Annotated in this window: 12 protein-coding genes; 2 read left to right on the top strand and 10 right to left on the bottom strand. The window is 67.8% G+C overall.

What is annotated here, in order from left to right; genetic code table 11:
- Nucleotide 1 precedes the first annotated feature (1 nt).
- The gene (locus BCM27_RS22670; RefSeq protein WP_004022469.1) at nt 2-577 is read right to left on the bottom strand and encodes a TetR/AcrR family transcriptional regulator; all 576 of its coding nucleotides are present in this window, start codon (nt 575-577) and stop codon (nt 2-4) included.
- Between the two features lie 120 nt (nt 578-697).
- Between BCM27_RS22670 and BCM27_RS22665 the strand changes: the two genes are divergently transcribed.
- Nucleotides 698-1,936, top strand: a complete 1,239-nt coding sequence (locus tag BCM27_RS22665) for an oxygenase MpaB family protein (RefSeq protein ID WP_004022467.1) — start codon at nt 698-700, stop codon at nt 1,934-1,936.
- Here BCM27_RS22665 and BCM27_RS22660 read toward each other — a convergent pair.
- The gene (locus tag BCM27_RS22660; protein ID WP_004022466.1) at nt 1,888-2,523 is read right to left on the bottom strand and encodes a hypothetical protein; all 636 of its coding nucleotides are present in this window, start codon (nt 2,521-2,523) and stop codon (nt 1,888-1,890) included. The genes BCM27_RS22665 and BCM27_RS22660 overlap by 49 nt on opposite strands.
- A gap of 226 nt (nt 2,524-2,749) precedes the next feature.
- Here BCM27_RS22660 and BCM27_RS22655 point away from each other — a divergent pair, with 226 nt between their 5' ends.
- Nucleotides 2,750-4,252 (top strand): cryptochrome/photolyase family protein, encoded by a 1,503-nt coding sequence (locus BCM27_RS22655; RefSeq protein WP_004022465.1) that lies wholly within the window; start codon nt 2,750-2,752, stop codon nt 4,250-4,252.
- A 12-nt stretch (nt 4,253-4,264) separates the two neighbouring features.
- Here BCM27_RS22655 and BCM27_RS22650 read toward each other — a convergent pair whose 3' ends face one another.
- The 8 genes from BCM27_RS22650 to BCM27_RS22615 form a co-directional block, all read right to left on the bottom strand.
- Nucleotides 4,265-4,942 (bottom strand): TetR/AcrR family transcriptional regulator, encoded by a 678-nt coding sequence (locus BCM27_RS22650; protein WP_004022464.1) that lies wholly within the window; start codon nt 4,940-4,942, stop codon nt 4,265-4,267.
- 49 nt (nt 4,943-4,991) lie between these two features.
- Nucleotides 4,992-5,774: an ABC transporter ATP-binding protein gene (locus BCM27_RS22645; protein ID WP_004022463.1), complete on the bottom strand. Its 783-nt coding sequence runs from the start codon at nt 5,772-5,774 to the stop codon at nt 4,992-4,994.
- A complete protein-coding gene (locus BCM27_RS22640; RefSeq protein ID WP_004022462.1) occupies nt 5,771-6,667 on the bottom strand; it encodes an ABC transporter ATP-binding protein in 897 nt (298 codons plus the stop codon). Before BCM27_RS22640 ends, BCM27_RS22645 begins: the two co-directional genes overlap by 4 nt.
- The gene (locus BCM27_RS22635) at nt 6,660-8,663 is read right to left on the bottom strand and encodes an ABC transporter permease (protein ID WP_004022461.1); all 2,004 of its coding nucleotides are present in this window, start codon (nt 8,661-8,663) and stop codon (nt 6,660-6,662) included. Before BCM27_RS22635 ends, BCM27_RS22640 begins: the two co-directional genes overlap by 8 nt.
- Nucleotides 8,664-8,803: 140 nt before the next feature.
- The gene (locus BCM27_RS22630) at nt 8,804-10,078 is read right to left on the bottom strand and encodes an ABC transporter substrate-binding protein (RefSeq protein WP_172622070.1); all 1,275 of its coding nucleotides are present in this window, start codon (nt 10,076-10,078) and stop codon (nt 8,804-8,806) included.
- Nucleotides 10,079-10,395: 317 nt separating this feature from the next.
- On the bottom strand, nt 10,396-11,580 hold the full coding sequence (locus tag BCM27_RS22625) for a phosphatase PAP2 family protein (RefSeq protein WP_033205245.1): 1,185 nt from the start codon (nt 11,578-11,580) through the stop codon (nt 10,396-10,398).
- A 106-nt stretch (nt 11,581-11,686) separates the two neighbouring features.
- Complete coding sequence (locus BCM27_RS22620) at nt 11,687-12,373, bottom strand: TetR family transcriptional regulator (RefSeq protein WP_004022458.1); 687 nt, start codon at nt 12,371-12,373, stop codon at nt 11,687-11,689.
- Nucleotides 12,374-12,410: 37 nt separating this feature from the next.
- A complete protein-coding gene (locus BCM27_RS22615) occupies nt 12,411-14,615 on the bottom strand; it encodes an MMPL family transporter (RefSeq protein WP_004022457.1) in 2,205 nt (734 codons plus the stop codon).
- Nucleotides 14,616-14,749 lie beyond the last annotated feature (134 nt).

Below are 14,749 nucleotides of genomic sequence, written 5' to 3'. Positions count from 1 at the left end.
CTCAACCGGCAGCATCGGCCGGTGGCGAATCGAAAGCCGCCAGCAGCATTCGCGCCGCCATCGCGACGAGCGACGCCCGGTCGGCGTCCCGCGGCCGCTGCAACGCGATGCGCAGGCACAGGCTGGCGGTCGCGCCCATGGTGAGGAACACCAGTTCGTCGATGGCCCGGTCGTCGAGGTCGGGCCGCAGACGCGACGGCAGAATCCGCGCGAGCGGGAGGAGGGGTCCCTCGACCTCCGCCCAGGCGTCGCCGAAGCCGTGCTCGCCGATCTCGAGTGAGGCACGCAGTACCGGCGCGTGCGACTCGAACGACGACACCAGGGTCTCGACCACCGTGACCATCGCGATGTCCGGTTGCTGGTCCATCGCCCGGCCGATACCGCTCGCGAGGGTCGCGGTGATGTCGTGGACGGCGGCGAGGCGCAGCTCCTCGACGATCGCGTCCATGTCGGCGAAGTAGCGGTACACCGTCCCGATGCTCACGTGCGCGTGGCCGGCGAGTTCGGCGGTCGTCGGCCGGCGGCCGGGGCGACGCTCCAAAAGAGTGAGGGTAGATGTGAGCAGCCGCTGGCGCATCTCCCGGCCGCGTTGCTGTTTCGGCGCACTGCGTCGTTGCAGTGCTGTACTTTTCGAGTTCGTCGACGATGCCATCAAAAGTGAATGGTAAGTGAGGATTGCTCGTGTTCTCATGGATTGATGGAACGGACCGCGCCCGCCGACCTCGTGAACACCGACCTCGCCGTACAGCGGTTCGGGACGGCCGGCCGTGACTGGCTCGACCAGATGTGGCTCGCGGACCCACTCGCCGACGCCGTGGCCGCCGACCGGCAGCCCGGCGGCCCCACGACGACCGTGCTGCGGGCGGCGCTGGAGAGCGGCATCGACTCGGTCGACGACGCCACCGACTCGCTGCGCGCATTGTTCGGGTTCCTCGACGACGAGCCCGACTGGGTCGATCACGACCGGATGAGCCGTGCGGCTGATGCGCTGGTCGTCAACACCGCGCCGCTGGGCATCGTGCTCGGCGCGGCCTCGCTGGTCCGCGGGGCGGGTAACACGATCGCGGGCAAGCCGCTCGCGGTCACCGGACGGTATGTGTCACAGCCGGCGGTGCGCTCGGTCGAGGTCGGTGAATGGCTGGGTCAGGTGCTCACGCCCGGCGGGATGCGTCGTGACGGACCCGGGTTCGCGTACACGGTACGGGTCCGGATGATCCACGCGCACGTCCGCCACATGCTGCTCACACGCGGGGACTGGGACGAGAAGGCCTGGGGCGTGCCGATCCCGCAGCCGTACATGGCGTTCACGATCGCCGAGTTCGGGCACATCGCGATCGACGCGATGCACAAGCTCGGGGTGCGGTTCACCGACCGCGAACTCGACGACATCTACCACCTGTGGCGATACGTCGGGCACGTCGTCGGCATGAGTCCCGAGCTCAACCCGGTGTGCGAGGCCGACCACGTCCGCATCGAAGACCTCTACCGGTTGACCTCGCCGGGGCCGGGCCCCGATGACCGGGACTTCGTCGTCGCGCTGACCGACGACTACCTGGTACCGGAACTGGCCGCGGTCTTCCCCGGACCGGCGGCGCTCCGACATCGGCTTGCGGCGACGACGATGCACGGCCTGCAGCGGGTCTTCATCGGCGACGCCGACGCGGATGCGCTCCGGATTCCCGACGGCCGGCTCAAGCATGTCCTGAGCCGGGTCGGGCCGGTCCTCGCGGCGGCCGGGTCGGTGCAGCGGGTCGGGGGAGCCCGACGCGCGCGGACTCGGCTCGAGAAAGCCTATCGCGCACGGGACGTCGCGATGGCGCGGATGCGCACGGACTACCGCGTCACCCACGACCTGGTCGACGCCGCGCCCGGACCCCAGAGCGCCGATCAGCCCTCGAAGCGGCTGGCGGCGGTGACGTCCTCGGTCAGGCAGTAGCCGACCGAGACAGGCTGTGCGAACGACCATTTCGTCTCGTCCTCGGTACAGGTGAGGGAATCCCCGCCCCGGCTGACGGTCTTGGCGAGGATGGTGCTGTCCGCGGGGGAGGCGCTGCACTCGACCTCGCGGTAGTCGGCGAGCTTGCCGCCGTTGACCGGGATCTGGTAGCACGCGTCGACCGCGAAGTTAGGTGTGAGGCAGAGCTTCTGGTCGCCCTCACCGAACGTGAGCGCAGAGGTGTTGGGGGTGCCGCACTCCGCCGAGGTGTTGACCTTGTCGGCGGCGTAGAAGGTCAGCCCCTCGGTTCCTTCGCAGTCGGCCTTCGTCGCCTCGACCTTGCCCTCGCCGGCCTCCGAGCCGATCTGCAGGCACTCGCCCACGTCGATGTCGGAGGCCTCCTCGATCGACTGCGTGCCGACGCTGACACTGCAGGCCGCCAGCGCCGAGAAGCCCACGCAGGCCGCGATCACCGCGGCACGCCGACCCAACTGCCAGAAGGGCCTGGCCACGGGCGGCACGTCGTCGCCGGGTCCGGCAATCCGATCGGCGGAGGCTTGCGAATGGCTGGGGATGCTGCGCGACATCGTCGTTCCTATCGTCTGGAGTGGGCGGATGCCCGGTCTCGGCTGCTCATCGTGGTGATCGGGTGATGGACAACAGGATGTCGCCAGGCGCTTGGTGCGAACTTGGGGTCGACTTGTCCGGTCCTTGAGGGGCGCGTCCAAGTCGGGAGTGGAGGCTGCGTCGGAGTGGTTTCGACAAGCTCAACCAGCTGGGGCGCTCGACCAGCGGAGGCAGAGAGGAGAGCCGATGTCCGTTCCGTCCGGCGGTGTGGTCCGGGTGGTGCTCCCGCATCAGTTGTTCGAATCACACCTCGACGCGGAGCCCGGCACCCGCTTCGTTCTCGTCGAACACGATCTCATGTTCCGGCAGTACCGGTTCCACGTACAGAAGCTCGTCCTGCACCGGGCGAGTATGCGCAGGTTCGCCGATCGGTTGCGGGACCGGGGCTTCGACGCCGAGATCCTGGAGACCGATGCCCGGGAGTCGAGTCACGACAAACTCGTCGCCCACCTGTCGCGTCGGAAGCCGTCGTCCATCCACCTCTATGACGTCGTCGACGACTGGCTGTCCGGGGATCTGCTGGCGGCCTTCGACCATGCCGGGTGCCCGCTCGCGGTCGACGACATCGCCGAGAGCCCGAACTTCCTGACCACCCGTCGCCAGCTCCGGGAGTTCTTCGGCGGCAGCCGGCCGCGGATGCAGCAGTTCTACACCTGGCAGCGCCGGCGGCTCGGCATCCTCGTCGACGACAGTGGTACGTCGACTGGGGGCAAGCCGGAGGGCGGCCGGTGGAGCTACGACTCCGAGAACCGGAAGAAGCTGCCGAAAGGCCACGAGGTTCCGCAACCGACACCGCCTGCGCGACATCCGGAGGTCGACGCCGCGATCGCCTGGGTGTCGGATGCGTTCCCCGACAACCCGGGCGACGCGGACGCCTTCGGGTGGCCGACGGCTCACGACGAGGCGCGGGCGATGCTCGAACAGTTCCTCGCCGACCGGTTCGCGGAGTTCGGTCCGTACGAGGATGCGATCAGCGCCGAGCACCCCTTCGTCTTCCATTCGCTGCTGACGCCCGGCCTCAACATCGGGCTGTTGAGTCCGCGCACGGTGCTGACCAGGGCGCTGGAGGTCGGCGCTCGCAACCGCGTCCCGCTGGCCGGCCTCGAGGGTTTCGTGCGGCAGCTGATCGGCTGGCGGGAGTACATGCGGGCCTCGTATGAGATCCGCGGACGTGGCCTCCGCAGCCGGAACCACCTCGGTCACGATCGCCGGCTGCCGGACGGGTGGTGGACCGCGGAGACCGGCCTGGAACCGGTAGGTCTCGTGATCCGGCGGGTCCTCGCACACGGGTATGCCCACCACATCGAGAGATTGATGGTCCTCGGCAATGCGATGTGCCTGCTCCGTATCGACCCCGAGGAGATCTACGAGTGGTTCATGGAGATGTTCGTCGACGCTTACGACTGGGTGATGGTCCCGAACGTGTACGCGATGAGTCAGTTCGCGGCGGGCGAGGCGATCACCACCAAGCCCTACGTCTCGGGTAGCAACTACCTGAAGAAGATGTCGGACATCCCGGCCGGGGACTGGGCCGAGGACTGGGACGGGCTCTACTGGACGTTCGTGCGCGACCACCGGGACGTCTTCGAGGCCAACGCGCGCTCCAGCTTCCTCGCGCGGGCCTACGATCGGCTGCCGTCGGGCACGAAGGCGGCGCACAGCCGCCGGGCGGGACGTTGGCTGGGGTGATCGATCCGGTCGTCAGCGCCCGCCGAGTGACTCGTCGAGCGCCCGCAGCTGTTCCGGGCGCACGTCGCGGAGGACGGCGAGGGTCGCGGTGATCGCGAGGTCGCAGGCCTCGTCGACGCCGGCGCCGTCGACGATGAGCGCGCGGTGCGCGACGTCGAGGCTCATGCCCAGCAGGAGCGAGGCGAGGGTGTCCGCACTGGCGGCGATCCGCGCCCCGCGTTCGGCGTAGTTGTCACGCAGGCGTGCGGCGATCCGGGGTTCGAGCGCGGCATAGAGCCGGCGGTCGCTGCCGCCCTCCCGATGACCGATGAGGACGCGCAGGCCTTCCGGGTGGCGTCGGGCGTAGTCGAACAAGGCGAGCACCGAATGGCGGGCACGGGCCCCGTAGGGCATGTTCTCACTCGCGTCGTACACCTCGAACATGAACGAGGTGAAGGTGTCGAGTTCGCGGGTCATCACGCGATTGACCAGCTCGTCGCGGGAGTCGAAGTGCGCGTACAGGGTCACCCGGGTGGTGCCGCCGCGTTCGGCGATGGCGGTCATCGTGGCGCGTTCGGCACCGACCTCGGCGATGACCGCGCACGCGGCGTCGAGCAATTCGTCGTCGGTGGGCCGGTTGCGTGTGTTGCGTGGGGGTCGTGCGGTGTCGGCATCCGTCCGCACCGGATCGTTCTCGTCTTCGACGGCCACGTCGTCCGGTCCCCGTTCGTCTCGTCCTGCGCCTCTGCTCTCGTGCGGCCTAGGAGGCGAGATCGTCGACGGTGCGGCCGAAGTAGGCCGCCTCGACCATGTCTCGGCGACTGCGGAGTTCGCCTGCGGGCGCCGAGAGTGCGACACGACCGTGGTGGAGCACGATCGCGGCGTCGGCGATGCCGAGGGCCAGGTCGATGTGCTGCTCGACGAGGACGACCGCCATCTGGTGTTCGTCGGCGATCGACCGCAAGCGGGGCAGCAGGTCCTGGACCGCGACCGGGGACAGACCAAGGCTCAGTTCGTCGATGAGCAGCACCTTCGGATTCGCGAGCAGCGCCTTGGCGAGCGCCAGCATCTGCTGTTCGCCACCGGACAGATTGCCGCAGCGCCGCCCCCGCATCGTCTTGAGTTTGGGAAAGTACTGGTAGGCGGTGTCGAGATCGGGTCCGTTGCGACGTCTGGCGAGACGGAGGTTGTCCGACACCGACAGCCGGTGGAACACCCCGCGCGTGTCGGGTACCAGAGTCACCCCGCGACGCGCATTGCGTTCGATCCGGCGGTCGATCGGATCGCCCAGGGCGGTGACCGTGCCCGACATCAGGCCGAGCGCACCGACCGCAGCGAGGAGGCTCGTCGTCTTGCCGGCCCCGTTCGGGCCGAGCAGGGCCAGGATCTCGCCCGGCCGGACGGACGCGCTGAGACCGCGGACGGCAGGGACCCCGCCGTAGCCGACGGTGATCTGGTCGATCTCCAGCACCGGTGCGGCCGGGTCGGGTGTCGTCGATCCCGGCCCGTTCGGCGTGGACGACGACTCGGCGTGCGTGCTCATGGCGTCTCCTTCGGGGCGTGCCCGGTCGGGCCGATGTCTGACGGTCGTTCGGTGTCGATGCCCCCACCGGACGGGCCGGCCGGCGGAACAGGTGGATCGACGACCGCATCCGGGTCCACCTCGGGGCTGCCGAGGTAGGCCGAGATGACCGCGGGATCGTCCTGGATGGCGGCCGGTGGTCCGCTGGCGATGACACGACCGAAGTCGAGCACGTACAGACGGTCGCAGACGTCGAGCACCAGGGACATGTCGTGGTCGATGAGCAGGATGCCGATGCCGGTCGCGGCGATCCGACGGAGTTCGATGCCGAAGTCGCGGCTCTCGTGGGTGTCGAGCCCGGCGGCCGGTTCGTCGAGCAGGACGAGCTGGGTCCCGCCGACCAGCGCGCGGGCCACGCCCACGAGTTTCTGCTGCCCGAGGGTCAGCTCGCCGGGGAGTTGATCGGCGGCATCGGCCAGGCCGACGAGTTCGAGCGCCGAGGAGATGACGTCGGCCGGGGGTCGGGACCCGTTGACGACGTCGGCGAGCATGGCCCGCAGGCCGACGGGTTGTACTGCCACGGCAAGGTTCTGGGCGACGGTCAGATCGGTGAACAGTTCGCCCGCCTGCCATGTCCGGGCCATACCCGCCCGGCGTCGGCGATGCGGGCTCGCCTTGTCGAGTCGCTCCCCGCGCAGTGACACCGTGCCGGTGGCCTTCGTGAACCCGGTGACCGCGTCGACGAACGTGGTCTTGCCTGCGCCGTTGGGGCCGATCAGCCCGACGATCTCGCCTGCTGCGACCGAGATGTCGATGTCGGAATTGGCGCTGACGCCGCCGTACCGGACCGACAGTCCACCGGTCTCGAGAAGTGTCGTCGCCGTGGCCGGCTTGTCGAGTGTCGACTCAGACATGTGCGCCCTCCGGTGCGTTCTGGGCCGCCCCCGGCGCTTCCGGATGGGGCGGCGGTCGGTGGCGGTGTGCGCGTATCCGCTCGCCGAACTCCGACATCGCACCGGCGACGCCGACCGGGTTCAGCACGGCCATCAGCAGCAGGCTGCCGGCCGCGAAGAGCTCGTAGTACTCACCGAGGCTGAGGGTTTGGTTGAGGAACACGTAGCCCACGCCCAGCGGTCCGATGATGCCGGCGAGGACCGCGCCGGCGAACGAGGTGATGCCACCGACGTAGGTCATCGCGAGCAGGGTGAGCCCGATCATGACCGTGAACGAGCCGGCCGACAGCTGGCCCCGGCTGTAGCCGATGAGACAGCCACCGATGCCGGCGAGGAACGCCGACAGCGCGAAACCGAGCAACTTGGTCGCGGCCACGTTGATCCCGACCGACGACGCCGCGCGCTCGTTGGACCGCACGGCCAGGAAGGCACGGCCGATGGAGCCACCCATGAAGCGCAGCACCACCAGGGTCGCGATCGCGACGACGATGAGGACCATCAGCGAGAACCGGATCGTGACGAGGTTGGTGCCGTCGCGCACACCGAGGTCGATGCCGAAGATCGTCGGGTCCGCGATGAGGTTGCCCTCGAAGGAGGTGATGGCCGGGTTGTTGAAGACGAAGCTCTGGATCGCCAGTGCCGCCGCCAATGTCACGACGGCGAGCTGGGCGCCTCGGATCCGCAGTGCGGGTACGCCCACCAGTACGCCGAGACCGGTCGCGATCAGCGCCGCGAAGATCATGCTGAACGGGAAGGGCACGTCCCAGTTGGTGGTCAGCTTCGAGAGCGCGAAACCGGCCGCACCGGCAAAGGCCATGCTGGCCAGCGAGATCTGGCCGAGATAACCGGTGAGCAGCACCAGGGACAGGGCGATGAGGCTGAGGATCACCGAGGTGACGACGCCGAAACGCCAGCTGCCGGAGGTGACCAGGATGGCCACGACGACGACGGCGATGCAGACGACCGTCGGGATCACCCGGATGCGTGGGATGCGGACCGCGGGCATCCGCACCTCGCCGAGCGAACCGCGGGACGGGATGCGCCCGCCGAGGAGGAAGAGGGCGACGACGACGATGATGAACGGGACGGCGTCGCCGAGGCCGGCCTGCGCCCATTCGGGCCACCAGTCCTTGGTGGTGAGCCAGGTGATCACCGACTGGAAGGCGCCCAGGACGAGGCCTGCGGCGCACGCGATTCCGAAGGAGGTGAGCCGGCCGACGAGTGCGACTGCCAGCGCCGGGATGACGAAGAAGGTGTAGCTGGTCTCGGTGAGTCCGATCGTGTACGACGCGAGCACGACGATGAGTCCGGTGGCCGCTCCCGTCAATGCCCACACGATGCCCGCGAGGCGGTCGGGGGAGTAGCCCGAGAGTCGCGCCGCCAGTTCGTCTTCGGACCCGGCGCGAGTCGCGACACCCAGGGTGGTGAGTCGGAAGTAGGCCCAGAGGACGAGGGAGATGACGATGGCGACACCGGCCAGGATCAGATCCGAGACGTTCACGACCGCACCGGCGATGTCGATGGTGTTCTCCGGCAGGATCGCCTCCGCGAAGAGGTTCTCGGTCTCGAAACGTAGATGCACCAGGGCCTGGATGAAGAGCATGAGGCCCACGGAGGCGACCACCTGTGCGAGCACCGGAGCCGAGCGTAGCGGCCGGAAGATGAGCACATGCGCGAGCAGCGCCCAGACCACCGCGCTGAGTACACCGAGCACCACCGCGAGTTCCATTGACGTGGGCTCGGATTCACTGCCGAGTTGCAGGGTGCCGATCGGCAGGACGAGACTGCCGTCGGTGCGTAGCGCCGCGACGAGGTAGACCGAGTACAGGCCGATGGCGCCCTGCGCGAAGTTGATGATGCCGGTGGCGGCATAGATGCCCACGAGGGACGACGCGAGCACCGAGTAGATGGCACCGGCGGATAGTCCGAGGAAGACGAACTGGAGGAACTGGCCCATGTGGCGTACTCATTCGTTCGGCGCGGACGGATCTCACGCGCGTGAGGGGTGCGGGATTCGGGGGTCGAGGCTTCAGGATGGTGGGGTGCAGAGCCGGGTGTGGCGGGGTGGGTGTCCACCCCGCCACGTCACGACCTGTCTCAGTAGGCGCCCGGGATGCGTTGCAGCGCAGCCGGGAGCGGGGTGATGAAACCGCCGGTGGCGGGTTCGGTCTTCTTCTCGGCGACGACGTCGAACAGCAGCATCTCGGTGGTGCAGTTCGGCGTGGTCGGCTTACCGCAGTTGAGCTTCGGGCCGATGAAGGACTGGTAATCCGTGACTGCCTTCAACGCACCGAGCACGTTGGGTCCGGTGTAGTCGGTCACCTTGGCGTTGTTGAGCGTGATCGCGAAGTCGGCGAGGGTCGCGAACGTGCCGTAGGCGTAGAAGCCCCCGGTGCCGCCCTGCTCGTCGATGAACTTCTGGGCGATCTCGAGGTTGGCCTTGGCCGGCTCCGGTGCGGAGTCGATGGCCGGCGGCTGCCAGATCGGTGAGTACGTCTGTGCGCCAACGGCTTGTGCACCCATGGTGTCGATGAAGTCGGTGCAGGCCGCCATGAACATGGTGCCCTCGTAGTTCACCGAGCGCAACGACTGGGCGAGCTTGGTGCACACGTTGTCGTTCTGGGAGGTCATCAGACCGGCCGCGGCGGGATTGCCCTCGGCCAGGGTGGTGGCCAACGAGGTGAAGTTCGGGCCGGTCGGCGGGTAGTAGACCGACTTGACGTCGATGCCGAGCTGGGCGCCGAGCGGCTTCATCAAACCGTCGAACACCTGATGTGCCTGTGGGAGGTCGGCATTCGCCAGCGTCAGCGAGTTCTTGTTCGCGGCCTTGAGCTGCTGCATGAAGCCGACGAGGAAGGCGGCGGGTGGCGGACCGAAGTACACGCGGTTCTCCGCCGAGGCGCCGGTGGAGGTGTTGAACGGGATCTGACCGACCAGTGGGATGCCGGCCGAGGTGAGAATGGGTACAGCGGAGGCGGATTCGGCGTTGTAACCGTCGATGGCGGCGACCACGCCTGCCTCGACGAACTGGTTGGCGCACGACACCGTCGATTCCGGTGCGGTCTGGTCGATCCCGCAGTCGACGATCTCGACGGGCCGGCCGCCGATGCCGCCGATCTGGTTGTTGATGTAGTCCAGGGCGGCGTCCTTGCCGGTGGTCACGCCACCCTGGGTGGCGGGTCCCTTGGTGGGGTTGAACAACCCCACCTTGATCGTCTCGCCCGACGCCTTGGTGCCACTGGCATCCGCGGCTGAGCCGTCCGACGATCCGCCGTCGTCGCTGCTGCACGACACGACCGAGAAGATGCACGCCGCGGCGACGGCCACTGCCGCCAACCGTCCGGCTCTCCTGCGTGAATTCGACCAACGCATGTTTCGACTGCCTTTCCCGATGATCTCCGGGCACGACGGAACCGCCCCGGAAAGGGGCATGGCGACATCGCCCCGGCGGGGCTTAGAAGGAATGAGTTCATCGACCCAGCGCTGTATCTGGGTCCGCGATTCCGGCACCGTCCGCGCAGTTCACGGCGGTGAGTCCACGTCGGATGTGATGTGGGCCACTCGAAAAGTAGCCACATCCTTACTTCGGTGTCAAGCTGTTGACGCAAACTGGACACACTCTGGATCAGATGGTGACGACACTGCCCGTCGCGATGAGTTCGCAACGGGCAGTGGGACAAACGATTAGGTTACCGCCGGGTCGGCGGGTCCTGGCGAACGGTCACGCGGCCGTCGGGGCCGACGCCGACGTCGGCGGTGTAAGCCCGCACGAGGTCGAGGCGCTGCCAGGAGGAGCGCCCGGGGCGCTGATCGTCGAGCGGATATCCGGCGGGGGCCGAGGTCTGGGCCAGGACCTGGCGTCGCTGCTCGTCGGTGAGCCGCGGAAACGCCGAGGCGATCAGGTCGACGGCTTGCCGCGGCACCGTCATCGGGTGGGTCGACGATGCGACGCGACCGAACCCGTAGGTCATGCGTTGCGCGTAGATCGCTTGGGCTTCGGCGTCGGTGGCATAGGGCGTATCACGCGCGATGCACACCGAGAGGGCTGCGCCGCAACGCCATTCGAGTTCCTTGCGGATCTCGGTGGCGGACGCGATCAGGAGCCGGCGGAAGTCGGGGTCGTTCCAGCGGTCGGCGGCGGCGGCCTGGCCGACCATCGCACCACCGATCACGTCGAGCGGGTAGTGCACACCCAGCACGATGCGGTGGAATCCGCCCTCGGAGGCGCGGGCGAGGAACTGCGGCGCGAGCTCGGGCAGCATCGAAGCGAACAATGTGCCCCGCCAGAAGAACAGGCTGGTGTGACCGGAGGGGAACGACGGATTGCTGCCCAGCGCGTCGTACTCGCTCGCGCCGGCGCGCATGTACTTGCGGATCCGCTCCGGCGCCACGATGAACGGCCGCTCGTAGCCGAACACGTACTTCTCGACGAGGGTCGCGTTCGCGACTCCGCCCGCGCGGGCGAGGTAGTCGCCGAACAGAGCTGTGGTCTTCGGTAGCCGGCCGGCGGCGAGGGCGTCGCGGAAGTGGCGTCCGAGGCGGGCGCCGAAGGCGTCGGACATCGTCTGGAGCGGATCGTCATGGGCATCGGCGAGCGCGCGACGCTGCAGGCCCGGGTTGTCGGCCGCGGACTGGTTGATCGCGACCGCGGTCTCGAGATTGCGGGTCATCACCTCGGGGTGGTCCCGCCGCAACGCGGTGAAGGTCTCGACGGGCTGGAGGTAGACGCCGCCCGGATACGACGAGATGTCCGACGCATACAGCCGCGCGATGTCGGTGACCGGGAACGGCGTCGGCGTCGGTCGGGCGGGCGCGGCCTGGGCCGGCGCCGCGAGCGAGACGGTGGCCGCGAGTGCCGCTGCGGTACCGACCAGAGACGTGGCCAACCGTGACCGGCGGGACCTCCCCCCTGCTGCGGAGCCGAGTCGAAGGCCGGTCGTTCCAGGTCGGGCGGCGCTGTCCGAGATCACGGTCCAGATCCTAGTCGGAATGTTCGCCGGGCGAACGGTCAGACGGGTCCGTCGACCCGACCGGTAACCCCTGCTCGAGCAGGTCGATGGCGCGCAGGGTGGTCTCGAGCTGTGGCACCTCGCGGTTGTCGTCGAGTTCGGTGGCGAGATGAAAGGTCACCCCGGCCACGGCGTCGAGGAAGACCTTCAACCGGAAGTCGTCGGGTGCGACCCCGAGGTAGTCGGCGATCAGCTGCGTCATGTCGGAGATCATCCGTTCGGACTCGACCTGAAAGGTCTTCTGCAGCAACGGTTCGGTGCGGATGAGCTGCATGCGTAGGGGATTGCCCACCCACGGGTCGTCGACGGTGAGGCGGTGCAGCTCGGTCATCAGTCGCCGGATGAGGTCGAAGTGGCTGAGCCCGGGCGGCATCGCTTCGACGATCGCGTGCGCCTCGGCGTGCAGGTGCTCGTCACCGATGACCACCTGTTCCTTCGACGGGAAATAGCGGAAGAACGTCGTGTGCGACACCCCGGCCGCCTCGGCGATCTGCTCGACGGTCGTCTTCGCATATCCCTGTTCGGCGATCAGCGTGAGCGCGGCCTGCCGGATCGCGTTGCGGGTGCGCATTTTGTTCTTCTCGCGCAGGCCGATCCGACGCCCCGGGATCGGTCCCGGGGCGTCGGAGGTGGCGTGCACCGTCAGGCGGTCGCCCATGTGTGCTCACTCTTCATCAAAAGGGTTGTGCAGCCGCTCAGTTCGCGGGGACCGGGGTCTTGGTGTCGTCCGGTTCCTCGAGCCCGCGGTGGCGGACGGCCTCGCCTTCGATGTCGAAGTTGATGACGAAACGGTCGAGCCAGCGCGGCAGTCCCCATGCGCGGTCACCGAGAAGTGCGATGACCGCGGGTACGACCAGCATGCGGATCACGAAGGCGTCGAAGAACACTGCTGCGGCCAAGGCGAAGCCCATCATCTTGGCGGTCGTCTCCGGGGAGAGCATGAATGCGGCGAAGACGCTGATCATGATGATCGCCGCCGAGGTCACCACTCGTGCGCCGTGCCGGTAACCGGCCACGATCGCCTCCTTGGCCGACAAGCCGTGCATGAACTCCTCACGCATTCGTGTCACCAGGAACACCTGATAGTCCATCGCGAGCCCGAACACCACACCGATGAGGAAGATCGGAAGGAAGGAGATGATCGGCTGCGTGTGGGTGATCAATCCCAGCCAGCCCTCCTGGAAGATCGCCACGGTGACGCCGAAGGTCGCCAGGACCGAGAAGACGAATCCGAGGGTGCCGATGAGCGGGACCCAGAGTGACCGGAAGACGCCGATCATGATCAGGAAGGCGAGACCGACGACCACGACCAGGTACGGGATGAGTGCATCGTCGAGCTTCTGGGAGAGATCGGACATGATGGCTGTCTGACCGCCGACATGCAGTTCGGCGCCACGATTCTCGACCGTCGGTGCGAAGGCGCGGATCTGCTCCATCAGGTCGTGTGTGGCGGCTGACGACGGCGCGCTCTCCGGGGTGACCATGATGAGCGCGGTGTCGCCGGCCCGATTGCCCGTCCAGGTGAGCCCCTCGGGGTTGGCGACATCGCCCAGTGTCGCGATGTGCCGGACGGTTTCCTCGGCCGCGGCGTTGATCGCGCCGTCCTCGTCGTGCACGACGACGAGCAAGGGGCCGTTGATGCCCTCACCGAACCCTCGGCTCAGCAGTTCCTGCGCGGGTGCCTCGGCTTCGCTGGACAGCGACAGACCGAGTTCCAGCTTGGTGGCCGGGATGGCCGCGCCCGCGAGCGCCAGCAGGCCGATCACGATGAACGGGATGGGCCACTTGACGACAGTGCGCCCGACCTTGACACCCAGGGTGTCGTCCTCAGATTCCACGGCGTGCTTGATCCAGGGGATTCGAGGTAGGAAGGCGAACCGCCCGAACGCACCGAGAATGGCCGGGATGAGGGTGAGAGCAGCCAGAACCGCGATGAACACGGCGACGCCGGCGCCCGCGCCCATCTGGGTGATGATCGGGATGCCGATCACCATGAGGGCCACCACCGCGACGATCACGGTCAGGCCGGCGAACACCACCGCCGACCCGGCGGTGCCGACGGCTCGGCCGATGGCATCTGACGGCGCGCCCCCGCGGAGGAGTTCCGCGCGGTACCGCGACACGATGAACAGCGCGTAGTCGATGGAGACGGCGATGCCGAGCATCGTGACGATGGCGGTGGCGGACTCGTTGATCGACAGCGCCTCGGCCGACAGCGTGAGCAGCAGGATGGTGATACCGACACTGACGATCGCGGTCACGAGAGGTATGAAGGCGGCGATGAGAGCTCCGAACGCCACGATCATCACGACGAAGGCGACGGCGAAACCGAGCAGTTCGGCCGTGCCGCCGGCTTCCATCACCTGCATCAGCGACCCGGTTGCCGCCACCTGCAGGCCGTCGGCGGAGAACTCGTCCACGATCGAGACCAGTTCGTCCTTGTTCTCGACGGTCAGGTCGAGGATCGGGATGTCCTGACGGACCTGGATGAGGCCGACGCGGCCGTTGTCGCCGACGACCTGTGCAGCCAGTGCTGGATCAGCGGCCGCAACAGTCAGCGGGTTGACGACGGTCTGCGGCTCGATCACATCGGGGAGTCCGCGGAGGGCCGCGGCGAGTTCGTTCAGCTGCGCGGTGTGGTTCTGCAGCCCGTCCTCGGCGGCGACGAGGATGCTCGTGGACGCCTGTTCCTGCTGGGCCATGACCTGCGGGAAGTATTGCTCCACCTGTTCGGTGGCAATTCCCGAGTCGGTGCCGGGGAGGCTGAAGTCCTGCGCGAACTTGGGCTGGAGTGCGCCGACCAGGCCGGCGACCGCGATGAGCGCGGCCAGCCAGGCTGCGATCACCGACCATTTGTGGCGGAAGCAGAAGCTCCCGAGCTTGAACAGAAACGACGCCATGGCGTGGGAACCTTCCGGTCTTCGTGGAACCGGCCCCCGACGGGCGCGGCGAGTGATCACCAAAATGGTAGCCACTCACACTCGGTACTGAGTACCACTTTTATGAAGAGCTCGGTCACACTTCCATGTCGACG

It is taken from the genome of Gordonia terrae (assembly GCF_001698225.1).
Lineage (GTDB): Bacteria > Actinomycetota > Actinomycetes > Mycobacteriales > Mycobacteriaceae > Gordonia > Gordonia terrae.
The sequence above is the reverse complement of the archived record's forward strand: the minus strand, read 5'-3'. Positions and strand labels throughout refer to the sequence as shown.